Annotated in this window: 21 protein-coding genes; 9 read left to right on the top strand and 12 right to left on the bottom strand. The window is 72.4% G+C overall.

The window, feature by feature from the left end:
• Together IEJ02_RS43355 and IEJ02_RS43350 are read right to left on the bottom strand one after the other, a co-directional pair.
• Window positions 1–1086, bottom strand: a 1086-nt coding sequence (locus IEJ02_RS43355; RefSeq protein ID WP_317986068.1) for a serine/threonine-protein kinase, incomplete at its 3' end; no start/stop codon positions are given.
• A 230-nt stretch (window positions 1087–1316) separates the two neighbouring features.
• Window positions 1317–2186, bottom strand: coding sequence for a VOC family protein (locus tag IEJ02_RS43350; RefSeq protein ID WP_191069815.1), 870 nt, complete (start codon window positions 2184–2186; stop codon window positions 1317–1319).
• 509 nt (window positions 2187–2695) lie between these two features.
• On the opposite strand from IEJ02_RS43350, the gene IEJ02_RS43345 reads away from it, so the two are divergent.
• Window positions 2696–3343, top strand: a complete 648-nt coding sequence (locus IEJ02_RS43345; RefSeq protein ID WP_191069814.1) for a TetR family transcriptional regulator — start codon at window positions 2696–2698, stop codon at window positions 3341–3343.
• 293 nt (window positions 3344–3636) lie between these two features.
• Here the strand turns inward: IEJ02_RS43345 and IEJ02_RS43340 are convergent, their stop codons facing one another.
• Together IEJ02_RS43340 and IEJ02_RS43335 are read right to left on the bottom strand one after the other, a co-directional pair.
• A complete protein-coding gene (locus IEJ02_RS43340; RefSeq protein ID WP_191069813.1) occupies window positions 3637–4119 on the bottom strand; it encodes a nitroreductase family deazaflavin-dependent oxidoreductase in 483 nt (160 codons plus the stop codon).
• The gene (locus IEJ02_RS43335) at window positions 4119–5504 is read right to left on the bottom strand and encodes an acyl-CoA dehydrogenase family protein (protein ID WP_191069812.1); all 1386 of its coding nucleotides are present in this window, start codon (window positions 5502–5504) and stop codon (window positions 4119–4121) included. The genes IEJ02_RS43340 and IEJ02_RS43335 overlap by 1 nt, the downstream gene beginning before the upstream one ends.
• Window positions 5505–5695: 191 nt before the next feature.
• On the opposite strand from IEJ02_RS43335, the gene IEJ02_RS50095 reads away from it, so the two are divergent.
• From IEJ02_RS50095 to IEJ02_RS43325, 3 genes are all read left to right on the top strand, one after another.
• The gene (locus tag IEJ02_RS50095; protein ID WP_263408036.1) at window positions 5696–5824 is read left to right on the top strand and encodes a hypothetical protein; all 129 of its coding nucleotides are present in this window, start codon (window positions 5696–5698) and stop codon (window positions 5822–5824) included.
• Window positions 5825–5979: 155 nt separating this feature from the next.
• Entirely contained in the window at window positions 5980–7158 is a 1179-nt protein-coding gene (locus IEJ02_RS43330; RefSeq protein ID WP_191069811.1) for a thiolase C-terminal domain-containing protein, read from the top strand.
• 70 nt (window positions 7159–7228) lie between these two features.
• Window positions 7229–7915: a pyridoxine/pyridoxamine 5'-phosphate oxidase gene (locus IEJ02_RS43325; RefSeq protein WP_191069810.1), complete on the top strand. Its 687-nt coding sequence runs from the start codon at window positions 7229–7231 to the stop codon at window positions 7913–7915.
• Window positions 7916–8013: 98 nt separating this feature from the next.
• Here IEJ02_RS43325 and IEJ02_RS43320 read toward each other — a convergent pair whose 3' ends face one another.
• Both IEJ02_RS43320 and IEJ02_RS43315 read right to left on the bottom strand, forming a co-directional pair.
• Window positions 8014–8481: a Zn-ribbon domain-containing OB-fold protein gene (locus tag IEJ02_RS43320; RefSeq protein WP_191069809.1), complete on the bottom strand. Its 468-nt coding sequence runs from the start codon at window positions 8479–8481 to the stop codon at window positions 8014–8016.
• On the bottom strand, window positions 8478–8915 hold the full coding sequence (locus tag IEJ02_RS43315) for a DoxX family protein (RefSeq protein WP_191069808.1): 438 nt from the start codon (window positions 8913–8915) through the stop codon (window positions 8478–8480). Before IEJ02_RS43315 ends, IEJ02_RS43320 begins: the two co-directional genes overlap by 4 nt.
• A 241-nt stretch (window positions 8916–9156) precedes the next feature.
• Here IEJ02_RS43315 and IEJ02_RS43310 point away from each other — a divergent pair, with 241 nt between their 5' ends.
• The 4 genes from IEJ02_RS43310 to IEJ02_RS43295 all read left to right on the top strand — a co-directional run bounded on the left by IEJ02_RS43310 (window position 9157) and on the right by IEJ02_RS43295 (window position 14369).
• Complete coding sequence (locus IEJ02_RS43310; RefSeq protein ID WP_191069807.1) at window positions 9157–10311, top strand: flavin-containing monooxygenase; 1155 nt, start codon at window positions 9157–9159, stop codon at window positions 10309–10311.
• 201 nt (window positions 10312–10512) lie between these two features.
• Window positions 10513–12762, top strand: a complete 2250-nt coding sequence (locus IEJ02_RS43305; RefSeq protein WP_191069806.1) for an acetate--CoA ligase family protein — start codon at window positions 10513–10515, stop codon at window positions 12760–12762.
• A 16-nt stretch (window positions 12763–12778) separates the two neighbouring features.
• Complete coding sequence (locus IEJ02_RS43300) at window positions 12779–13594, top strand: enoyl-CoA hydratase/isomerase family protein (protein WP_191069805.1); 816 nt, start codon at window positions 12779–12781, stop codon at window positions 13592–13594.
• A gap of 157 nt (window positions 13595–13751) precedes the next feature.
• Window positions 13752–14369 carry a flavin reductase family protein gene (locus tag IEJ02_RS43295; protein ID WP_191069817.1) on the top strand — a complete coding sequence of 206 codons (618 nt, stop codon included), beginning with the start codon at window positions 13752–13754 and terminating at the stop codon, window positions 14367–14369.
• 262 nt (window positions 14370–14631) lie between these two features.
• Here the strand turns inward: IEJ02_RS43295 and IEJ02_RS43290 are convergent, their stop codons facing one another.
• The gene (locus IEJ02_RS43290) at window positions 14632–15975 is read right to left on the bottom strand and encodes an MFS transporter (RefSeq protein WP_191069804.1); all 1344 of its coding nucleotides are present in this window, start codon (window positions 15973–15975) and stop codon (window positions 14632–14634) included.
• A gap of 111 nt (window positions 15976–16086) precedes the next feature.
• On the opposite strand from IEJ02_RS43290, the gene IEJ02_RS43285 reads away from it, so the two are divergent.
• A complete protein-coding gene (locus IEJ02_RS43285) occupies window positions 16087–17142 on the top strand; it encodes a GlxA family transcriptional regulator (RefSeq protein WP_191069803.1) in 1056 nt (351 codons plus the stop codon).
• 96 nt (window positions 17143–17238) lie between these two features.
• Here IEJ02_RS43285 and IEJ02_RS43280 read toward each other — a convergent pair whose 3' ends face one another.
• From IEJ02_RS43280 to IEJ02_RS43260, 5 genes are all read right to left on the bottom strand, one after another.
• Window positions 17239–17874 carry a 2'-5' RNA ligase family protein gene (locus IEJ02_RS43280; protein WP_191069802.1) on the bottom strand — a complete coding sequence of 212 codons (636 nt, stop codon included), beginning with the start codon at window positions 17872–17874 and terminating at the stop codon, window positions 17239–17241.
• Complete coding sequence (locus IEJ02_RS43275) at window positions 17874–19256, bottom strand: ABC transporter substrate-binding protein (RefSeq protein ID WP_191069801.1); 1383 nt, start codon at window positions 19254–19256, stop codon at window positions 17874–17876. Before IEJ02_RS43275 ends, IEJ02_RS43280 begins: the two co-directional genes overlap by 1 nt.
• Before the next feature lie 61 nt (window positions 19257–19317).
• Window positions 19318–20208, bottom strand: a complete 891-nt coding sequence (locus tag IEJ02_RS43270) for a carbohydrate ABC transporter permease (RefSeq protein WP_191069800.1) — start codon at window positions 20206–20208, stop codon at window positions 19318–19320.
• A complete protein-coding gene (locus IEJ02_RS43265; protein WP_191069799.1) occupies window positions 20205–21113 on the bottom strand; it encodes a carbohydrate ABC transporter permease in 909 nt (302 codons plus the stop codon). The genes IEJ02_RS43270 and IEJ02_RS43265 overlap by 4 nt, the downstream gene beginning before the upstream one ends.
• A 158-nt stretch (window positions 21114–21271) precedes the next feature.
• Complete coding sequence (locus tag IEJ02_RS43260; RefSeq protein ID WP_191069798.1) at window positions 21272–21931, bottom strand: 2'-5' RNA ligase family protein; 660 nt, start codon at window positions 21929–21931, stop codon at window positions 21272–21274.
• Window positions 21932–21948 lie beyond the last annotated feature (17 nt).

Raw genomic sequence — 21948 nt, 5'->3', positions numbered from 1 at the left:
CCGCCCGCCGTGGCCGTCCGCGGCGGCTCCCGCGGCCGGGGCGTACGAGGGCTGTGACGTGGGCGGGCGCTCCGGCGGGAGCGGCGCGGAGGGGCGGCTGCCCGCGCTCGCGGCGCTTCCGGCGTTCCCCGCGCCCCCGGAGGGACGGCCGCCTCCGGCCGCGGGCCGGGAGGAGCCGCGCACCTGGTTGCGGCCGCTGCGCTTGCGCTCGATGAGCGCGACGGCGCCGGGCGGCAGCCAGGCCGAGGCCGTACCGCTGTCGTCGGCGTTGGAGGCGAACAGATGCGGGGCCAGCTGGGACTGCAGATCGGCCGGGGACGGCCGCCGCTCGGGCTCCATCTGCATGCACGACTCGATCAGCGGCCGCAGCTCGTCGGGCAGCCCGGCCAGATCGGGGCCCTCGCGCAGCAGCATGAACACGGTCTCCACCGGGTTGGCGCCGTGGAAGGGCGCGTGCCCGGTGGCCGCGAAGGTCAGGGTCGAGCCGAGCGAGAAGATGTCGCTCGCGCCCGTCACACTGCGCGAGTCGCGCGCCTGCTCGGGGGACATGTAGGCGGGGGTGCCGACCGCGACGTTGGTCATCGTCAGCCGGGTGTTCGAGACACCGGAGGCGATACCGAAGTCGATCACGCGCGGGCCGTCCTCGACGACCAGCACATTGGACGGCTTCAGATCCCGGTGGACCAGGCCCGCGCCATGGATGGACTGCAGCGCCTCGGCGACCCCGGCCGCCAGCCAGCGCACCGCCTGGGCCGGCATCGGCCCGCACTCGTTGACGATTTCCTCGAGGGAGGGCGCCGGCACATAGGCCGTGGCCAGCCACGGCACCGCGGCGCGCGGATCGGCGTCCACGACCGCGGCCGTGTAGAAGCCGCTGACCGCGCGGGCCGCCTCCACCTCACGGGTGAATCGGACACGGAACAGCTGGTCCTCGGCGAGCTCGGTCCGGACCGTCTTGATCGCGACCCGTCGGCCCGATGCCGAGCGGGCCAGATAGACCAGCCCCATGCCGCCCGCGCCGAGACGGCCGAGCACCTCGAAAGGGCCGATCCGCCTCGGATCGTGCTGCGTCAGCTGCTCCACCACTTGCCTGCCACCTCCCCGTGGGGGCTTGAAAAAATACAGCCCCGTGCAGCGTCTCACCGACAAACCAACCGGCGGCACGCATCCTGCATTCTCTCTGGCGAAGGCGGCGGTTGCGAACCCGGGGGCGAATCGTCGTGTCATCGGGCGATACGGAGCCGGGGTCCGTCCGGTTCGACCGGGGACCATCCAAGTGCCCGCAGGCCCGTATCGCCCAGTTATCCGCCCCGGGTTCAGCCCGCCGTCGAGGTGTCGATGACGGCGAAGGCCGCGCCCTGATTGTCCGCAAGGACCGCGAAACGCCCGTACGGCGTATCTTCGGTGGTCTTGAGAACCCGCCCGCCCAGCCGGTGGGCCGTGCGCGACGTCTGATCGCAATCCGCCACCACAAAGTACGTCAGGAAGTGGGCGGGCAGAACGGCCGGGTACTCCTCACCCATCACGACGCGTCCGCCGATCGCGTGACGGGGGTCCGGGGGCTCTCCGCGCGGCGTCCACAGGACCACGTCGGCCGGTGAGCCCTCGGCGGGGGGCGGTGCGGGGGGCGCGCCTGGGGGCGGTGCGGGAGGCCTTTCAGGAGGCGGCGCGGCGGGCGGCGCGGAGGGCGGCGCGGCGGGTGTCATCCCGTAGCCGAAGACCGCCCGGTAGAAGGCGTCCACGGCGCGCGGCTGACGCGTGTGGACCTCGGTCCAGCCGTACGAACCGGGCGTGCCGCGCCGCGCGAAGCCGGTGTGGCTGCCCGCCTGCCAGATCCCGAAGACGGCGCCGCCCGGGTCGGCGGCCGTCGCCATGACGCAGAACTCGTCGATCCACACCGGCGGGGTGATCACCCGGCCACCGGCCTCGCGGATCCGTACGGCGGTCGCGGCGGCGTCCCGGGCGGCGAAGTAGATGTTCCAGACGGTGGGCATCCGGCCGTCCGGCTTGGGCACCAGCCCCGCGACGTCCTTACCGCCGAGGAGAGCCCGGGTGAACGTGCCGTAGTCGGTGGCGATCTCCTGGAAGGTCCAGCCGAAGAGCTCGCCGTAGAAGCGCCGGCCCGCCGCGAGGTCGGACAGCAGCACATCCGCCCAGCAGGGCACGCCTTCCGCGAATGCCGCCATGGCCCGGATCCTCCCGCGTCCCTCGGTCCTCGGACTTGCTCGCCTCGGAGCCCGCTCGTCCCGGAGCCGACTCGCCCCGGAGCCCGCTCGTTCCGGAGCCGACTCAGCTCGGAGCCCGCTCGCCCCGGAGCCCGCTCACCTCGGAGCTTGCTCACAGCCCGTTTGGAGATGCTTGGCGCGTGTTTGGAGCCGCTTGGTTCGTTCACCTCACTTGCCACGCTAACGGGGTATCGCCCGGTCTGCTCGCCCCGGAACTCGAAATATTTGGCCAATCCTTTTGCCTCGGAGACAGATCCGACGGCGTCATCCACCGTTGTTATCCACAGGCTGTTGATAACACGATTCACCCGCGTGGGTGAGCGGTGATTGAGGGCTTGACGACTGTGGACAGGGGTCGGAATCAGCCATTCCAGCCTGCTCGGCGAGGTTCGCAAACCCCCTCATCCCGCCCTAACCCCATTTGCACGCAGCCGAATCGCGCTCCGATCACCCCTCGGTAAGCTGACGGCATGACAGGACAAGTACGCACAGTCGACGGGCGGGTGGCCGGTCGTCGCGGGCAGGCGACGCGGCAGAAGCTGCTCGACTGCCTCGGCGAGATGCTCAGCACCTCCCCGTATCGAGACGTCAAGGTCATCGATGTCGCACGTAAGGCAGGGACCTCGCCTGCGACGTTCTACCAGTACTTCCCCGATGTGGAGGGCGCGGTCCTCGAGCTCGCCGAGGAGATGGCGAAGGAGGGCGCGAGCCTGACCGATCTGGTCGCCGACCGCTCATGGGCCGGCAAGTCGGGGGCGACCGCGGCGGAGGACCTGGTCGAGGGGTTCCTCTCCTTTTGGCGCAAACACGACGCCATCCTGAGGGTCGTCGACCTGGGCGCCGCCGAGGGTGACAAGCGGTTCTACAAGATCCGCATGAAGATCCTCAACTCCGTCACCAACTCCCTGACGGACGCCGTCAAGGAGCAGCAGACCAAGGGCCGGATCGACAAGGACCTCAACCCTGGGGCCATCGCGGGCTCGCTGGTCGCCATGCTGGCGGCGGTCGCGGCGCACCAGAAGGGCTTCCAGAGCTGGGGCGTCAAGCAGGCCGACCTCAGGCCGAGCCTGACCTGGCTCGTCCACCTCGGGATCACCGGCCGCAAGCCGCCGAAGTAACGAATCCGCGCCCCTTCCCCGGCCTCCCCTCCCCGGCCCCTCCCCGCCGGCTGCCCGGCCGGGCCCGCACGTCCTGTCACGCCGCGGCGGATCACTCCCCAGTGATCCGCCGCGGCCCGTTGCGGTCACTGGCTGGTTGGGCCATGGGCTCGCCCATGGGGAGGAACGGGGACTCCGCCGGGGCGCCGGGTGCCCCTGACCGGGGGTGCCGGGCACCCCGACGGGAGGGGCGCTGGGCGCCCTCGACCCGGAGGGACCGGGCCGGCCCTCCTCCACGGCCCCGAGGACCGGCTTCAGCCCTCCTCGATGCGGTGGAGGCGGAAGAGGCGGATCTCGCGGTCCACCCGGGACTGATAGGTCGCGTACGGCGGCCAGAAGGCGAGGACCGCGGCCCAGGCCGCCTCGCGCTCGGCGCCCTCCAGCAGGCGTGCCCGGACGGCGATGTCCCGGCCCCGCCAGCTGATCTCCGCTTCCGGGTGCTTCAGGAGGTTCGTGGTCCAGAGCGGATGGCCCGGACGGCCGAAGTTGCTGCCGATCAGGATCCAGGTGCCGCCGTCCTCCGGCATGCAGGCCAGCGGCGTACGGCGGGGAAGCCCCGACCTGGCCCCGCGCGCCGTAAGGATCACGCCCGGCAGCATCCGCGCGCTCGGCAGCACCTTGCCGCGGGTCAGCCGGTGGACGGTGCGGTCGAACGCGGGGATGACATGGGGCGCGACCTTGGCGAAGGCGCGGGTCGAGGACACCTTACGGACCAGCTTCACGCCGTAACCGGCCATCAGACCGTCACCGCCTTCCGCGGCCCATCGCGCCCGTCGGACCCGTCTCGCCCATCAGGCCCACCGGGCCCGCCGTCCCCGTGGTGGCCGCCGCTTCCGCCGCTCCCGCCACGCCCTTCATGGCCACCGTAAGGAGGGCGATCGGCCGCGCCGAAGAGTCCCTCCCGTTCCGCGGCCCGCGCCCGCAGCCGGTGGACGGGGCCGAAGAGCAGCTCGTCCGAGGCGGCCCGCTTGAAGTAGAGATGCGCGTCATGCTCCCAGGTGAAGCCGATACCGCCGTGCAGCTGCACCGCCTCGGCCGCCGCCGTGCGCTGTGCCTCCAGCGCCTGCGCGAGCGCCAGCCCGCCCGCGACCGCGGCTTCCCTACCGCCCGCACCGTGCGTACCGCCCCCTCCGCCCTCGGCCGCGGCCCAGGCCGCGTAGTACGCCGCCGAACGGGCCGCCTGGACCGCGACGTACACATCCGCCAGCCGGTGCTTGACCGCCTGGAAGGAGCCGATGGGACGGCCGAACTGCTCACGCGCCCGCACGTACTCCACCGTCCGGGTGAGGGCCGCGTCCGCAGCCCCCACGGCCTCGGCGGCGAGCACGGCCGCGGCCGCCGTACCCACGGCCGCCAGCGCCTCGGCCACCGCCTCCCCGCTCCCGCTCCCACTCCCGCCGCCGTCCACCCCCAGCAGCTCGGCCGGGACGTTCCGCAGCTCGATCCGGGCCTGCGGCCGGGTCGCGTCGAGCGCGGTCAGCCGGGTGCGGACCAGCCCGTCCGCCCCCGCCCGGACGAGGAACAGCAGCGTCCGCCCGCGCGTATAGCCCCCGGCGCGGGCGGCGACCAGCAGCAGGTCGGCGCTGTGCCCGCCCGGCACCTGGTCCACCTGCCCGTACAGCCGCCACCCCGCGCCGCCGTCCCGGTCCGGGCGCGCCTGGACGCCCCCCGCGCGCCCCCCACCGGCCCACGCGCCGTCCCTCGCTCCTACGAGCCCGAGCGCTTCGGGCAGCGCGCGCCCCGGCACCGCGAGTGCCGCCGTAAGGGCGCCGTCCGCGATGCGCGGCAGCAGGTCGGCGCGCTGCGCCTCCGTGCCGAGCGCGGCGACCAGGGGCGCGGCGAACACGGCGGTGGCCAGGAGCGGCGAGGGGAGCAGCACCCGCCCGGTCTCCTCACAGACCAGCGCCAGCTCGGTGACGCCGCAGCCGACGCCCCCGTACGCCGCCGGAAGGGCGAGGCCCGGCAGGCCGAGCATCCGGGCGAGCCGCCGCCACAGGGCCTCGTCATAGCCGGGCGCGGTCTGGACCGCCGCCTTGACCTCGTCCGGCCCGCACCGCTCCCGCAGCAGAGTGCGCAGCGTACGGCGGATCTCGTCCTGTTCCTCGGTGAACGCGGCGTCCATCGGCGAGCACCTCCGTTTTCTGACGGGCCGTCATACTAGGGACGAGCTCCGGACTTTCCCACCCCTCCCGCCCCATCCACGGCTAAGCTGCTGTCGCCCTACCACGTTCCTCCCCGCATCCTCCGCCGGAGCGCGACCGGACCGGCGGTGGCCCTGACCTCCGGGGCCTGTCGGAGGAGCGAGGAGGGGTAATGGACGATCGGAGCACGCAGGAGACGAGCGACGACCGGTGGACCGGCCCGGACAAGTGGCAGGTCGTGATCGGAGTGCTGAGCCTTCTGGTGGCGATCGCCGCTTGTGTGGGGCAGTTCCTGCAGTAGCCGGGCGCCTCACGCGTGGTCCGGACGGGGCTTGTGTTCGAGGCGCGAGCACGGCCATACGGGAGATCGTCCGGACCACCCCCTTCACCCGGGTCTCGCCGTGCCCGCGCATGCACCCCCTTCCGCTCCCCCGAATCTGATGTACCGTCAGATTCATGCCGCCCGCAGCACAGCGCACCCGTAAGGTCGCCGTCGTCGGCGTCGCCCTCTCCGACTGCGGCCGCGTCGACACGGCCACCCCCTACGCCCTCCATGCCCAGGCCGCCCGCCGGGCCCTCGCCGACTCCGGTCTCGACCGGTCGGTCGTCGACGGCTTCGCCTCGGCGGGGCTCGGCACCCTCGCGCCGGTCGAGGTGGCCGAGTATCTGGGGCTGCGGCCGACCTGGACCGACTCGACGGCCGTCGGCGGCTCCACCTGGGAGGTCATGGCGGCGCACGCGGCGGACGCGATCGCCGCCGGGCACGCCCGAGCCGTTCTGCTCGTCTACGGCTCCACCGCCCGCGCGGACATCCGCGCGGGCCGCCGCACCGCGAACCTCTCCTTCGGGGCGCGCGGACCGCTTCAGTTCGAGGTCCCGTACGGGCACACGCTGGTCGCCAAGTACGCGATGGCCGCGCGCCGCCATATGCATGAGTACGGCACCACACTCGAACAGCTGGCGGACATCGCCGTTCAGGCACGCATCAATGCCGGGCACAATCCGGACGCGATGTTTCGTGAACCGATCACGGTCGATGACGTCCTGAGCGGCCCGATGATCGCCGATCCCTTCACCAAGCTGCACTGCTGCATCCGCTCGGACGGCGGCTGCGCGGTGCTGCTCGTGGCCGAGGAGTACGTACCGGACACGGCGAAACCCCCGGTGTGGGTGCTGGGTTCGGGCACGGCGGTCTCGCACACCACCATGTCCGAATGGGAGGACTTCACGGTCTCCCCGGCCGCGGCCTCCGGGCGGGCCGCCTTCGCGCGGGCGGGCGTCGGGCCGTCGGAGATCGATGTGGCCGAGCTCTATGACGCCTTCACCTATATGACCCTGGTGACGCTGGAGGACCTCGGCTTCTGCGCCAAGGGCGAGGGCGGGGCGTTCGCGGCGAAGGGGCGGCTGACACGGGACGGCGAGCTGCCGACCAACACCGACGGCGGTGGCCTCTCCGCCTGCCACCCGGGGATGCGCGGACTGTTCCTGCTGGTCGAGGCGGTACGGCAGCTACGCGGCGAGGCCGGGGCGCGGCAGGTGCGCAAGGCGGGCGGACGGCTGCCGGAACTGGCCGTGGCCTCGGGCACGGGGGGCTGGTTCTGCTCGGCGGGCACGGTGGTCCTGGGCCGCGGCTGACGGGCCCGCCCCGGCCGTACGTACGCCCCCGCTTGCCCCGGCCCCTCACGGGTGATCGGATGGGGAGCCGATGAGCGAGCACGAGGATGAGGAATTCCGCGCACTGCTGCGCGGCCTGCGCGTACCCCATGCGGGCGAACTGCCCGTCTTCGACCCGGCCACGGCCCCGGACGCACCGCTTCCGCTCTTCCGGCGATGGCTGCGGGAGGCCGCCGAGGCGGGGGAACCCGGCCCGCACACCATGACCCTGGCCACCGCGGGCGCCGACTGCCGCCCGTCCCAGCGCACGGTGATGCTGCACGACGCCGATGAGCGCGGCTGGCACTTCGGCACCCATCGCACCAGCCGTAAGGGCCGGGAGCTGGCCGAGCGGCCGTATGCCTCGCTCGCGTTCCACTGGATGCGGCCGGGCCGTCAGGTGCGCCTCAGCGGGCGGGTCGGCGAGGCCGGACCGGAGGAGAGCGAGGCCGATCTGCGCGGCCGCTCCCCCGCGGCGCTCGCGGCGGCGCTGGCCGGGAGCGGACGGCAGAGCGAGGTGCTCGGCTCGTACGAGGAGCTGCTACGGGCCTTCGAGGCGGCGTACGAACGGGCCGACCGCGAACCGGACGCGACCGCCCCCACCTGGACCCTGTACGTCCTGGAGGCGGACGAGGTCGAGTTCTACCAGGAGGAGGCGCGGCGGCGGCACGTACGGGTCCGCTACCGCCGCGACCCCGGGGAACCCGGCGGCTGGCGGCGGGAGCTGCTGTGGCCATAAGGGCGGCACGGCCGTACGGCGACGACCGTAAGGCGTGCACCGTTGAACAACGCGACCGTAAGGCGGCCACGCCGTAAGCCCTGTCGGGCAGCGCCAGGCTACGCGGGCACCGGCCGGAAGACAGGAACGACCGGCGCGTCCCCCTCGGCCGCCTCGGCGGCCCCAGCCCCCCGGAACGCCACCCGGAGCCGCATCCCCACCCTCGGCCCGCCCTCCGGGACCTCGATGAGCTCGGTCATCATCCGCGGCCCCTCGGCGAGGTCGACGACGGCGGCGGTGTACGGGACGCGGGCGCCGAACGGCGGCAGGTCATTGCGGTGCACCACGGACCACGTGTAGAGCGACGCGGCGCCGCTCGCCGCCTCCCAGGCGACGTTCGCGCTCCAGCAGTACGGGCAGAACTCGCGCGGGTAGTGATGGGCCCGGCCGCACCCACCGCAGCGCCGGATCAGCAGCCGGCCTTCGGCGGCGGCGTCCCAGTAGGGGCGGGTGAAGGCGTCGATCTCGGGCAGGTCGAAGCGCGGAGCGCCCGCGGGCGGCGTCGGGCTCACAGAAACAGCCCTCATGCCTCGTCCAGCGACCAGGTCTGCCAGCTCATGCCGAAGAGCCCGACCACGGAGATCAGCACCATCATCGAGTTCTGCCCCTGCTCCGCCCAGTCGTGGATCATGAGCAGGAAATAGAGCAGATTGAGCACGATCGCGCCGATCAGGGCAATGGGGGTCAGGAAGCCGAGCGTCAGCCCGAGCCCGAGAGCCAGCTCCGCGTAGACGACGACATACGCCATGACCTTGGGGCGGGGTGTGACCACCGCGTCGAAGCCGCCGCGGACGAACGCCCAGCGGTGCTTGGCGGCCACGCCCACCGCCCAGCCGATGCCGGTGCCGCGCTCGAACCAGTCCTTCTTGTCCTTGTGCCGCCAGCTCTCGAGCCACCACAGGCCGAGTCCGATGCGCAGTACGGCGAGCCATTCGGCCCCGTCGAGCCCGATCGTCCGCATCGTCCTCCACCCTCCCGTCCCGGCGAATCTGACGGTACGTCAGTTTCACGGGCCGGGCGCGGCCCGCGCAAGGGGTCGCACCAGGGGAACGAAAACCGCCGGAACCCGGAATGGCGACCGACGGGACACCGCAGCGACGGTCCGGCGGCGACCGACCGTGACCTCTCCGCAACCCATCCGGAATCACTTTGACCGGATCGCTTGACCGAAACCCGTCAAATACCCGACTACGCTCACCCGCATGGCCGACCGCTCCCCCGAGAAGTCCTCACCCGTCTATGTGATCGGCGGCGGACCGGGCGGACTCGCCGCCGCTGCCGCGCTCAGCCACCGCGGGATCCGCGCCGTCGTCCTGGAGAAGTCCGACGCGGTCGCCACGTCCTGGCGGAACCACTACGACCGGCTGCACCTGCACACCACGCGCAGACTCTCCGCGCTCCCCGGGCTGCCGATCCCCCGGTCCTACGGACGGTGGGTCGGGCGCGACGACGTGGTGCGCTACCTGGAGCGCTATGTCGAGCACCACCGACTGGAGATCGTCACGGGCGTCGAGGTCTCCCGCATCGACCGGTCGTCCGACGACACGGAGTGGGTACTGCGCGCCACGGGCGGCCGTACGCCGTCCTCGCCCGTGGTCGTCGTCGCGACGGGCTTCAACCACACCCCACGGCTGCCGGACTGGCCGGGCCGCGCCGACTACACCGGTGAGCTGCTGCACGCCGCCCACTACCGCAACGCCCGCCCCTTCGAGGGCCGTGACGTCCTGGTGGTCGGCGTGGGCAACACCGGCGCCGAGATCGCGGTCGACCTGGTCGAGGGCGGCGCGGCCCGGGTGCGGCTGGCGATCCGCACCGTGCCGCACATCCTGCGCCGCTCGACGGCCGGCTGGCCCGCGCAGGCCACCGGCATCCTGGTGCGCAGGCTGCCGCGGCGCGCGGTGGACCGGGCGGCGCGGGTGATGTGCCGGGTGAGCATGCCGGACCTGACCGAGCACGGCCTACCCTGGCCCGACACCGGGCTCTACACCCGCGTACGGGAGGGCGCGATCCCGGTCCAGGACGTGGGGCTGGTCGACGCGGTGCGGACGGGGCGGGTGGAGGTGGTCTCGGCGGTGGACTCCTTCGACCTGGACAAGGTGGTCCTGGCCGACGGCTCGCGGATCAACCCCGAGGTGGTGATCGCCGCGACCGGCTACCGGCGCGGCCTGGAGGAGCTGGTCGGCCACCTGGGCGTGCTCGACGACCGCGGCCGCCCCCTCCCCCACGGCCGGCGGACCCTGAAGTCCGCGCCGGGACTGCACTTCACGGGCTACACCAATCCGATCAGCGGGATGCTGCGCGAACTGGCCATCGACGCCCGGAAGATCGCCAAGACGGTCGCCCGCACGACGGCATGACGGCGGGGCGGGCCGCGATGTCGCCGACCCCGCCGTCACCCTGCGTGTTCCCCGCGCCGCGAGCATTCCTGACAGGCCGTCAGTTCAGTAACCTGACTACTGGGTAATGTGACTTGGCGTCAGGTCTGCTGCGGCGGCCGACGCCGAATCCCCTGGTCACCTACCCGGTTATTGGCCAACGAGCAGGAGTGGCGGATACCGATGCTTGGATCGACCTACGGCACCCTGACCACCAACTCCCGTCATGCCCGCGCCGTCGCCTGCGGTCAGGCCCCCGGCCCCGCCGTGCATGTCCACAGCAGGCCCGCGGCGGGCGGGACCGCCGAAGGCGTGGACGACGTGGACGTCAGCGGGCGCCCGCTGCACTCCACCGTCCCCGATCTGGACCGCTTCTTCCATCCCGAGTCGGTGGCGCTCATCGGCGCCTCCGACGCGGACGGCCGCCCCAACACCGGTATCACCCGCCAGCTCCTGGCCTGGGCCGAACGCGTCGGCGCCCGGCTGCACCCCGTGCATCCCTCCCGTCCCGCCGTCTTCGGCATTCCGTGCGTACCGTCCGTGGCCGCGCTGCCCGAACCCGTGGACCTCGCCGTCCTCCTCGTCCGCGACCCGCTCCCGGTGATCGAGGAACTCGACGGGAGCAAGGTGAGGTTCGCCGTCGTCTTCGCCTCCGGCTTCGCCGAGACCGGCCCCGAGGGCGCCGCCGCGCAGGCCCGGCTGGCCGCCGCGGCCCGCGGCGCCGGGCTGCGGCTGCTCGGCCCCAACACCAACCTCAACGCCTTCGAGAAGTTCCGCGACGACCTCGACGGGCCCGCCATCGCCCTCATCACCCAGTCAGGCCACCAGGGCCGCCCGGTCTTCACCCTCCAGGAGCTCGGCATCCGGCTCAGCCACTGGGCCCCGACCGGCAACGAGGCCGATCTGGAGACCTCCGACTTCATCTCCTACTTCGCCACCCGGCCCGAGGTCGGCGCCATCGCCCTGTACGCGGAGGGACTGAAGGACGGCCGCGGCTTCCTCCTCGCCGCCGACCGGGCCGCCCGCGCCAAGGTGCCCGTCGTCGCCGTGAAGGTCGGCCGCACCGAGACCGGCGCCCGCACGGCCGCCTCCCACACCGGCAAGCTGACCGGCTCGGACGCGGTGGTGGACGCGGCCATGCGGCAGTTCGGCGTGATCCGCGTGGACGGCCTGGACGAGCTGCAGGACACGGCGGCGCTGCTCGCCCGCGCCCGCCCGCCGCTCGCCGAGGGCGTCGTGGTGTATTCGATCTCCGGGGGCACCGGGGCCCACTTCTCCGACCTCGCCACCGCGGCGGGCCTCACCCTGCCCACCCTCTCCCCCGAGAAGCAGACCGAGCTCCACCAGTGGATACCCAGCGATCTCAGCGTGGCCAACCCGGTGGACAACGGGGGCCACCCGGTCGGCGACTGGCGCGGCCGCAAGATCATCGACGCGATCCTCGCCGATCCGGCCGTGGGCGTGCTGATCTGCCCGATCACCGGCCCCTTCCCGCCCATGAGCGACAAGCTGGCGCAGGACCTGGTGGACGCGGCGGAGCAGACGGACAAGCTGGTGTGCGTGGTGTGGGGCTCGCCGGTCGGCACCGAGGACGCCTACCGCACCACCCTGCTGGGCTCCTCCCGCGTGGCCACCTTCCGGACGTTCGCCAACTGCATCACCGCCGTGCGCGCCTATCTGGGACACCACCGCTTCACCGCCTCCTACCGCTCCCCGTTCGAGGACGCCCCGCGCACGCCGTCCCCCTCCCTTCGCAAGGTGCGCGATCTGCTGCGCCCAGGAGACCACCTGAGCGAGCACGCGGCGAAACAGCTGCTGCGGGCGTACGGCATCCGGGTGCCGCGCGAACAGCTGGTGACCAGCGCGGCCGCGGCCGTCCGCGCCGCGGGTCTGGTGGGCTACCCCGTGGTCATGAAGGCGTCCGCGCCGCAGCTCGCCCACAAGACCGAGCTGGGCCTGGTCCGGCTGGGGCTGACCTCGGCCAGCCAGGTCCGCGACACCTATCGGGAGCTCACCGACATCGCCCGCTACGAAGGCGTCGAGCTGGACGGGGTGCTGGTCTGCCAGATGGTCGAGCGCGGGGTGGAGATGGTGGTCGGCATGAGCCAGGACCCCCTCTTCGGGCCGACCGTGACCGTCGGTATAGGGGGCGTGCTCGTCGACGTCCTCCGTGACGCCGCCGTACGCGTCCCCCCGTTCGGCGAGGACCAGGCGCGCGCGATGCTCGCCGAACTGCGCGGCCGCGCCCTCCTCGACGGTGTGCGCGGCGCTCCCCCCGCCGATGTGGACGCGCTCGTCGAGGTCGTGCTGCGGGTCCAGCGCATGGCCCTTGAACTCGGGGACCACCTCGCCGAACTGGACGTCAATCCGCTGATGGTGCTGGAACGCGGCCAAGGTGCCGTGGCGCTGGACGCCCTGGCGATCTGCCGCTGACGCATGGAGCGTTGCCATGACCTCTTCCCCCCTTGAAGACTCACGTGACTCCGTTCTACGGCACACCACTGACAACGGCGTCTCGTGGATCACCCTCAACCGCCCCTCGGCGATGAACGCCATCACCCCCGACCAGCGAGAACACCTGATTTCGCTGCTGGACCACGCCTCCGCGGACCCATCCGTCCGGGCCGTCGTGCTGACCGCCACCGGCAAGGGGTTCTGCGCGGGAGCGGATCTGCGCGGTGCGACGGACGGGGCCGAACGGGTCGCGGGCGATGTCGCCCGGCTGATCCGCGGCGGAGCGCAGCGGCTCATCGCCGCCGTCCTCGACTGCGAGAAGCCGGTGATCGCCGCGGTCAACGGCACCGCGGCCGGGCTCGGCGCCCATCTCGCCCTCGCCTGCGATCTGGTGCTGGCCGCCGAATCGGCCGTCTTCATCGAGGTGTTCGTCCGCCGCGGCCTGGTCCCCGACGGGGGCGGTGCGTATCTCCTCCCCCGGCTGATCGGCCCGCAGCGCGCGAAGGAGCTGATGTTCTTCGGCGATGCGCTGCCCGCCGCCGAGGCCGAGCGGCTGGGCCTGGTCAACCGGGTCGTTCCGGACGACGACCTGGCCAAGACCGCCCGCGCCTGGGCCGAGCGCCTGGCCGCGGGGCCCACCCGTGCCCTGGCCCTCACCAAGGCGCTGGTGAACTCCTCGCTGGAGTCCGGCCGCCCGGCCGCGTTCGCCGCCGAGGCGGCGGCGCAGGAGATCAACATGACCACGGCCGACGCTCAGGAGGGCGTCCGCGCGTTCGTCGAGCGCCGGCCGCCCGTGTACCGAGGCCGGTGAGACCGCTGAGGCCACGGAGCCCGCTGAGACCGCTGAGGCCATGGAGTCCGCTGAGGAACCGCCGTCAGGGAACCCGGGACAGCGAGGCAGAACCCGGGCAAGCCAGAAATCCGAGCAAGCGAGAAAGGGGGACGGGGCCATGATGGGACACGCCGGTATGGCCGCCACCGCCGTCCGCTACCTCCGGGCGGTCGGCTCGCCGACCGCCTCCGTACCACCGGTCGACCCGCTGCCCCCGCCCGAGCTGCGCTGTGTGCGCGACGATGAGCGGCCCCCGGTCGACCCGGCCGAATTCCGCCGTGTTCTGGGCCACTTCGCCAGCGGGGTCACCGTGATCGCCACGGCCGACGAGAACGGACCGGCCGGTTTCGCCTGCCAGTCCTTCGCCTCGCTGTCGCTGGACCCGCCGCTGGTCGCCTTCATGGTGGCCCGCACCTCCACGACCTGGCCGCGCATCGCCCGCGCCGGCGTCTTCTGCGTCAATGTCCTGGGCGCGCACCAGGGCGAGCTGTGCCGCTCCTTCGCGGTCAGCGGCTCGCGGCGCCCCGACAAGTTCGCGGGCGTCCGCTACGAGCCGTCCCCGGTCACCGGCTCACCGCGGCTCGCGGACGTCCCGGCGTGGATCGACTGCGCGATCCACGCCGTGCACACGGGCGGCGACCATCTGGTCGTGGTGAGCCGCGTCCGGGCCCTGGGCACGGACGCGCCCGCCGCGCGATCGGGGCCGCTGCTCTTCCACCGCGGCTCCTTCGGGGAGTTCACGGCGCTTCCCTGAGGCCGCCCGTTCGCGTAGGCCCAGGCGGCCTTACGGGGTGTCCGGCCGNAGGCCCAGGCGGCCTTACGGGGTGTCCGGCCGGTTCCCCTCCCCGCCCCTTCCCGCAGCATCGATATGCGGCTCCGCCACGTGGCAGGGGCTTCGCCCCTGGGCCCCCGGGGTCTGGGGCGGAGCCCCAGTTGAGGGAAGGGGCGGGGAGGGGGAAGCACCGATATGCGGCTCCGCCGCGTGGCCCGCCGCAGGCGCCGAGATCCGTCGGCCCCTAGACCGTCGCCGACGCGGTCTTCGCGCCCGGGCCGCGCCGGATGACCAGCGACATCAGCGCGGCGATCGCGCACAGCGCCCCCGAGCCGTACCAGACCAGGTCGTACGAGCCGAAGGTGTCCCGCGCCGCGCCGCCCACGAAGGCCACGACCCCGGCCCCCACCTGGTGGGAGGCGAGCACCCAGCCGAAGACGATCGCACTGTCCTCCCCGTACTGCTCCCGGCACAGCGCCATCGTCGGCGGCACGGTGGCGACCCAGTCGAGGCCGTAGAAGACGATGAAGAAGAGCATCGGCGGATGGACCACGTCGTCCAGCAGGATCGGCAGGAACATCAGCGAGAGCCCGCGCAGCGCGTAGTACACGGCCAGCAGCCGTCGCGCGTCGAAGCGGTCGGTGAACCAGCCGGAGGCCACCGTCCCCACGATGTCGAAGACGCCGATGACGGCGAGCAGGCTCGCGGCGGCCGTCACCGGCATGCCGTGGTCATGCGCGGCGGGCACGAAGTGGGTCTTGACGAGGCCGTTCGTGGACGCGCCGCAGATCGCGAAGGTCCCCGCGAGCAACCAGAAGGAGCCGGTGCGCGAGGCCGAGGTGAGGGCCTTGACGGCCCGCCGGGCCGCACCGCGCCGGGGCGCGGGCCGCGGGGCGGGCGGCCCGTCGGCGCCGTACGCGGCGAGGCCCACGTCCGTGGGGTAGTCCCGCAGCAGCAGCCAGACGAGGGGCACGATCGCCAGCGCGGCGACCGAGACGGTGATCGCGGCGGGCCGCCATTCGTGCCCTTCGACGATCCAGGAGAGCAGCGGGAGGAAGATCAGCTGCCCGGAGGCCCCGCCCGCCGTGAGGATGCCGGTGACCAGCCCGCGCCGGGCCACGAACCACCGGTTGGTCACGGTCGCGGCGAAGGCCAGCGCCATGGAGCCACTGCCGAGGCCGACCAGCACACCCCAGCACAGGATGAGCTGCCAGGGCTCGCTCATGAAGACCGTAAGGCCGCCACCGGTCGCGATGACGACGAGCGCGGCCGCGACGACCTTACGGATGCCGAAGCGATCCATCAGGGCGGCGGCGAAGGGAGCGGTGAGCCCATAGAGGGCGAGGTTGACGGAGACCGCGAACCCGATCGTGCCGCGCGACCAGCCGAATTCCTCATGGAGCGGGTCGATGAGCAGACCGGGCAGGGAGGCGAATCCGGCCGCGCCGATGATCGTCACAAAGGCGATGGCGGCGACCGACCAGGCACGGTGCGGTAGGTGTAGGAGGGCCCGCCGTGTGGGCCGGGCGGGCCGTTCCGGCTGTTCGTCCTGTTCGGGGGGATCGGAGAGCTCGGTCGTCTGCGTCACCGGACCAGCATCGAGCAGCTGGTCGGCACGGACGAGTGGCCCGAGGGACAGCATTCGCTAGGATCGGGCCATGCCCCTTTCGGGCCGTGTCCGAACGACGGGAGGCCGGAAGTGTCCCCACCCCAACCCCGATCCGCGCCCCACTCCCCACCCGGGACCACCGACGAGCGCCATCGCGTCGTCGTTCTCGCCCTCCCCGGCGTGATCCCCTTCGAGCTGGGCATTCCGTACCGGATCTTCGGCAAGGCCCGCTCCGCCGACCGCCGACGGCTGTACGAGGTGGTCACCTGCACCCCCGAGCCCGGTCTGGTGCCCACGGACGCCGACTTCCCGATCGCCGTGGAGCTCGGCCCGGAGGCCCTCGCCGAGGCCGACACCATCGTGGTGCCCGCCTCGTACGAACTCGGCCCGGTCCACGAGGAGGGCGTGATGACCGAGTCGCTCGGCAGCGCGCTGGCCCATGCCCGGCCGGGCGTGCGCTGGGTGTCCATCTGCACCGGTTCGTTCGTGCTGGCCGCCGCGGGGCTTCTCGACGGCCGCCCGGCCACCACCCATTGGTCCAGCGCCGACCGCTTCCAGCGCCTCTTCCCGACCGTCGATGTCGATCCGAACGTGCTGTTCGTGGACGACGGCGATGTGCTCACCTCGGCCGGTGTCGCCTCGGGGATCGACCTGTGTCTGCATCTGGTGCGGCGCGACCACGGCACGGCCGTCGCCAACGACGTCGCCCGGCGCAGCCTGGTACCGCCCCACCGCGACGGCGGCCAGGCCCAGTACATCCCGCGCCCGCTGCCCGAACCCCAGCAGGCCACCACGACGACGGCCCGCGCCTGGGCGCTCGGCCGGCTGGACCGGCCCATCTCGCTGCGGGAACTGGCCGCCCAGGAGTCGATGAGCGTACGGACGTTCACCCGTCGCTTCCGCGAGGAGGTCGGCGTCAGCCCGGGCCAGTGGCTGACCCAGCAGCGGGTCGAGCGGGCCCGTCATCTCCTGGAGGGCACCGATCTGTCGGTGGACCAGGTGACGCGCGAGGCCGGTTTCGGCTCCCCCGCGTCCCTGCGCCAGCACTTCCAGGCGGCCGTGGGGGTCTCTCCCACGGCCTACCGCCGCACCTTCCGCGCGGGCGCCGAGGCCGGTACCGCTTCCGGCGCCGACGCCCGCGCGTAAGGCCGCTCAGCCCGTCATGACCGCTCTCTCGCCGTCACGGGCTCCCGTGGCGCCACAGGACCACTCCCGCGCCGTCACAGGGCCACTCCCACGCCCTCACACGGCCGCCTCGGCGCCCTGGAGCCGCCAGCTGCGGACGTGCACCCAGGTCATGTCCCGCCACCACTGCGCGTTCCAGTCGCCGCTGCGGAAGCGGAACAGCGAGATGGTCTCGGCGGTGAACCGCTTGGGCGGGTCCGCGACCAGAGTGTCCAGGAACTCCCCGATCTCCTCGTAGAGGTCGGGCCGCAGGGTCAGCTCATGGGAGGCCACGGACAGATGCGCCCGGAATTCCGCCGGGTCGAAGGGTTTGAAGAGAAAGTCCGGCTGAACGGACGACACCGGCGCCAGCGCGGCGTTCACCGAGACCGCCAGGTCGACCATCTCGGGGTTGGGCGTCCCGTCCGGCAGATGGTGCACGTTGTACGCGAACCCCTTGCCGTGCCGGTCGATACCGGAGTTGTACGTGGTGAACGACGTGGTCTCGGACAGCAGCGGGTCCAGCGCCGCGATCAGCTCCTCCTCGGTGACCGTGGCGTGCACATTGCCCGCCAGGGTCGCGTGGGGCGGGAACGCCGCGCACGAGACGAGGCCGTACTGCTGCTTCATGAGCAGGTGCAGCCGCGCGAGCACCGCGCAGGTCTGCGGATCGGGGCGGAGGAAGACTCCGTAGCGATGGGGGTTGTCTCGCATCACTGACCTGCCTGCTCCCGGTAGCGATCGATGTCGCGGTTGGCGGCGGATTCGGCGTTCTTCAGCGCGGTGTCCAGCGGCGTCTTCCCGGCGAAGGCGGACTGGATCGGGCCGAGCACATCGGTGCGCACGGTGGGCATCGCGCCGGTCAGGCATCCCGCCGTGGCCGTGGTGGCGGGCGTCTTGTTGAACTGGTCGATGACGGCCTTGAGATCGGGCCGGGCGGCGAGGGTCTTCCGCTGGCCGGGCAGGGCGTCCACCTTCTTGTTGATGGGCGCGTAGCCGGTCGCGCGGCTGAACTCCTCCTGGGACGCGGGCGAGGCCAGGAAGGCGGCCACCTGCCAGGAGGCGGCCTGCTCGGCGGCGCTGTGGCCGGGGCCGTTGACCCACAGGGCCGCGCCGCCGACGACGGGCCCGGAGGTCGCGGCCGGACCGGACAGCGGATAGGGCAGGGCCCGGTAGGGGAAGTCGGCGCCCTCCTTGACCTTCCCGGCGGCTCCGCTGCTGTTGAACATCATCGCGACCTTGCCCTGCTGGAAGGCGGTCACGGCGTTGGAGCCGTCCTCACCGGTGTCCAGTCCGGCGCCGCTGGTGTAGAGGTCGCTCACGGCGCCGATGGCCTTGCGCTGCTGCGGGCTGGTGAGCTTCACACTGGACGCGGTGCTGCCCTTACGGCCGTTGTCGGGCCCGCAGTAGGGCACTCCGGCGGCGGCGGTCAGCTGCTCGATCCACCAGGTGTCGAAGGGCTGGACCAGACCCCCGGCCTTCGGCACCTTACGGTGGACGGTCTTCGCGGCGGCGACCACCTGGTCCAGGGTGTTCAGGGGCGTGTTCGCGGGCAGCCCCGCCTTCTTCAGCAGGTCGTCGTTGACGTAGAGCATCGGCATCGACGTGTTGAAGGGGACGGCCATCAACTTGCCCTGGGCGCTGTAGTAGTTGCGCGCGGCGGGCCGGATGTCGTCCAGGGACAGCGTGCCGGGGTTGGCCTCGGCCAGGTCCTGGGCGGGCACGGTCTGGCCCGCGTCGTGCAGGAAGCCGGTGCTGATGTCGTAGGAGAGCAGCAGGCTCGGGGTGCTCTTGTCGCGGATGGCGGCGGTGTACTTGGCGAGCACGTCGGGGTACTGGCCCTGGTAGACGGCCTTGATCTCGATCTTGCCGCGGTGCTGGGCGTTGAACCGGTCGACGAGCTTCTGGAGCGCCACGGCGTTGGTGTCGCCGAGGCCGTGCCACAGGGTGACGGTGACGGGCCCCTTGGCGGCCTTGAGGGCCGCGGGGCCGGGGGCCTGGCCGGAATCGCCGGTGTCGTTCTTACCGTTGCCGCCGCAGCCGCTGAGGGCGGTCAGCGCCACGAGGGCGGCGAGGACGGACGCGCTTCTGCGCATGGTGGTGTTCCTCCGGGAAGGGCATCTGGGAAAGGGGTGCGGGGAGGTGGGGAGAGCGGTGTCAGCGCGGGGAGGTGCGGGCGAGGCCGCGGAGCAGGAAGCGCTGGCCCACGATGACGAGCAGGAGGGTGGGAAGGAGGACGAGGGTGGTACCGGCGTAGATCACGCCGGGGCTGGTCGACTCGGCGTTGACCAGCTGGGAGATCCCCACCTGGACGGTGCGCCGGTCCGGGGAGTCGGTGATGAGCAGGGGCCAGAAGTAGCCGTTCCAGGCGGCCAGCGCGCTCCACAGGGTGGCCGCGGTCACCTGCGGCCTGGCCATCGGGAGGACGACGAGGAAGAGGCAGCGCAGATCGCCGCAGCCGTCCAGCCGCGCCGCCTCCCACACCTCCCGGGGGAGGGTGAGGAACGCCTGCCGCAGCAGGAAGACCGGGTACCCGGCGGCCAGGAACGGCAAGGTGATCCCGAGAAGGGAGTCGCGCAGCCCGAGGCCGGTGACGAGTTCGTAGTTCGGGATGACCAGGCTTTCACCGGGGATCGCCAGGGTGGCGACGATCACGGCGAACGCCACCGCGCGCCCCCTCCAGCGCGGGAACACCAGGGCGTACGCGGCCAGTGAGGACGTCAGCAGCTGGCCGCCCGTCTGCAGGGCGGTGACGAGCACGCTGACGACGTACTGCTGCCCGAAGGGCACATTGCGCAGCGCCTCACGGAAGTTGTCCAGGGTCAGCCGGGTGGGCAGCAGCGTTCCGTGCGCCACGTCCTGCGGCGGCAGCAACCCGGTCAGCAGCGTGACGTAGACCGGGAAGCCGATGACGACCGTAAGGGCGACGAGCCAGAACCAGCGCACCATGTCGCGTGCGCGCAGCGGGGGTCGCGACCTCCGCGGCCTTCGGGCCGCCGCGGTGGCCTCGGCGACCGTGGGGCGCGTGGGTGTCGTGGAGACGGTCATGAGGTGGTCACCCGGCGGTTGAGGACGAGGAACTGCACGGCGGTGACGAGCAGGACGAGCGCCAGCAGTACGACCGCGATGGCCGAGGCCCGGCCGTAGTCGGGCACCCCGCCGCCGAAGGCCCGCCGATACAACTCCACGACCAGGGTGGTCGTCGCGTCGGAGGGGCCGCCCCGGGTGAGCACCTGAACCTGCGTGAAGATCTGCAGTCCGCTGATCGTCTGGGTGACGGCGAGGAAGAACAGGCTGGGCGAGATCAACGGCACGATCACGCTGCGCACCAGCCGCACACCGCTCGCCCCGTCCAGCTCCGCGGCCTCCAGGACCTCCGAGGGCAGATTCCGGACAGCGGCCGTCAGAACGAGGACGGCGAACCCGAACTCGTACCAGGCGGTCGCCAGGGCCACGCACAGCATCGCCCACCCCGGGGACTGCAGCCACGGCGGACCCTCGTACCCCAGCTTTGCCAGGACGTGGTTGAGCGTGCCGACCGACGGGGCGAACAGCCCGGCGAAACAGGCCGAGGCCGAGGCGGCGGAGTAGGCGAAGGGAAGGGAGAAGACGAGCTGGAAGAGGCGGCGTCCGGCGATGCGGCGGCGCAGCGGCAGCACGGCCGCCAGCGCCCCCGCCGTGGCCATGGCCACGCTGGCGACCGTGAGGGTGAGCGTGGTGAGCAGCACGCGGCGGCTCGCCGGGTCGGTCAGCAGCTGGGTGTAGTTGTCGAACCCGACCGAGCGGGTCGGATTGCCGAGCAGGTCGGTCCCCCGGGTGCTCAGCCAAATGCCGCGCCCCAGGGGCCAGTAGAGGAAGACAGCGATCAACAGCAGGGTCGGCACGGTCAGCCAGGGGCCGAGCCGGGGGCGACGAGGGCTCGCGCGCTTCAGTGGTGGAACGTTCCCGCACATGGCTGAAAAGCTATGCGGCACCGACGTCCTGGGGGCGGCCGAAAGGTTACGGCCCGACGAACGTCCTCAGTGACGACACGTGGCCTCGGGCGCGGCCCTGCCGCCGGAGCGACGCCTCGGGGACGCAACGCCCCCGGCGCGGGGAGGTCGCGGGGGCGTCACGCGGCATCGAGGGTCACCGCCGCGCCCGGCTCCAGGCGCCAGCTGCGGACGTGGTCCCAGGTCATATGGAGCCACCACTGCGCATGCCAGTCCGGGCTCCGGAAGCGGAACAGCGAGACCGTGTCGGCCGTGAAGCTCCGCGGCGGCTCCCATCCCAGGCCCTCGACGAAATCGAGGATTTCCGGCCGGAGTTCGGGGCGCAGCAGCAGCTCATGGGAGGCGATCGACAGATGCGCGCGGAAGCGGCCGGGGTCCAGCGGGTTGGCGCGGTAGTGGTCCATCGGCCTGGCCACGGGCGCCACCGCCCGGCGCACCGTGTCGAGCAGGGCGGTGATCCCGGGGTTCGGGGAGCCATCGGGCAGGCCGTGCAGATTGAACCCGATGCCTCCTCCGCCCTTCTCGATGCCCACGTTGTACGCGGTGAAGGAGACGGTGCCCGCCAGCGCCGTACCGATCCGATCGGTCAGCTCGTCCTCCGGCGCGTCGGTGGGCATATTGCCCACCAGGGTGGCGTGGGGCGGGTAGGCCGCGCAGGAGACCAGCCCGTACTGCTGCCTGAGCAGCAGATGGAGATCGGTCAGCAGGGCGCAGGTGCCGGGGTCGGGGCGGAGGAAGACGCCGTAGCGGAAGGACGAGGCGGCCGAGGGCGCGGACATGGTTTCTCCGGTACGTC

Source organism: Streptomyces sp. 5-10 (genome assembly GCF_014712245.1).
Lineage (GTDB): Bacteria > Actinomycetota > Actinomycetes > Streptomycetales > Streptomycetaceae > Streptomyces > Streptomyces violaceusniger.
Note: the sequence above shows the minus strand (reverse complement) of the source record. Positions and strands in the feature narration are given on the sequence as shown.

Bases quoted from the DNA above. Each gene is read 5' to 3' on its own strand.
- IEJ02_RS43350 (WP_191069815.1), bottom strand. From the start codon at position 2,186: ATGGCGGCATTCGCGGAAGGCGTGCCCTGCTGGGCGGATGTGCTGCTG.
- IEJ02_RS43345 (WP_191069814.1), top strand. From the start codon at position 2,696: ATGACAGGACAAGTACGCACAGTCGACGGGCGGGTGGCCGGTCGTCGC.
- IEJ02_RS43340 (WP_191069813.1), bottom strand. From the start codon at position 4,119: ATGGCCGGTTACGGCGTGAAGCTGGTCCGTAAGGTGTCCTCGACCCGC.
- IEJ02_RS43335 (WP_191069812.1), bottom strand. From the start codon at position 5,504: ATGGACGCCGCGTTCACCGAGGAACAGGACGAGATCCGCCGTACGCTG.
- IEJ02_RS50095 (WP_263408036.1), top strand. From the start codon at position 5,696: ATGGACGATCGGAGCACGCAGGAGACGAGCGACGACCGGTGGACCGGC.
- IEJ02_RS43330 (WP_191069811.1), top strand. From the start codon at position 5,980: ATGCCGCCCGCAGCACAGCGCACCCGTAAGGTCGCCGTCGTCGGCGTC.
- IEJ02_RS43325 (WP_191069810.1), top strand. From the start codon at position 7,229: ATGAGCGAGCACGAGGATGAGGAATTCCGCGCACTGCTGCGCGGCCTG.
- IEJ02_RS43320 (WP_191069809.1), bottom strand. From the start codon at position 8,481: ATGAGGGCTGTTTCTGTGAGCCCGACGCCGCCCGCGGGCGCTCCGCGC.
- IEJ02_RS43315 (WP_191069808.1), bottom strand. From the start codon at position 8,915: ATGCGGACGATCGGGCTCGACGGGGCCGAATGGCTCGCCGTACTGCGC.
- IEJ02_RS43310 (WP_191069807.1), top strand. From the start codon at position 9,157: ATGGCCGACCGCTCCCCCGAGAAGTCCTCACCCGTCTATGTGATCGGC.
- IEJ02_RS43305 (WP_191069806.1), top strand. From the start codon at position 10,513: ATGCTTGGATCGACCTACGGCACCCTGACCACCAACTCCCGTCATGCC.
- IEJ02_RS43300 (WP_191069805.1), top strand. From the start codon at position 12,779: ATGACCTCTTCCCCCCTTGAAGACTCACGTGACTCCGTTCTACGGCAC.
- IEJ02_RS43295 (WP_191069817.1), top strand. From the start codon at position 13,752: ATGGCCGCCACCGCCGTCCGCTACCTCCGGGCGGTCGGCTCGCCGACC.
- IEJ02_RS43280 (WP_191069802.1), bottom strand. From the start codon at position 17,874: ATGCGAGACAACCCCCATCGCTACGGAGTCTTCCTCCGCCCCGATCCG.
- IEJ02_RS43275 (WP_191069801.1), bottom strand. From the start codon at position 19,256: ATGCGCAGAAGCGCGTCCGTCCTCGCCGCCCTCGTGGCGCTGACCGCC.
- IEJ02_RS43270 (WP_191069800.1), bottom strand. From the start codon at position 20,208: ATGACCGTCTCCACGACACCCACGCGCCCCACGGTCGCCGAGGCCACC.
- IEJ02_RS43265 (WP_191069799.1), bottom strand. From the start codon at position 21,113: ATGTGCGGGAACGTTCCACCACTGAAGCGCGCGAGCCCTCGTCGCCCC.
- IEJ02_RS43260 (WP_191069798.1), bottom strand. From the start codon at position 21,931: ATGTCCGCGCCCTCGGCCGCCTCGTCCTTCCGCTACGGCGTCTTCCTC.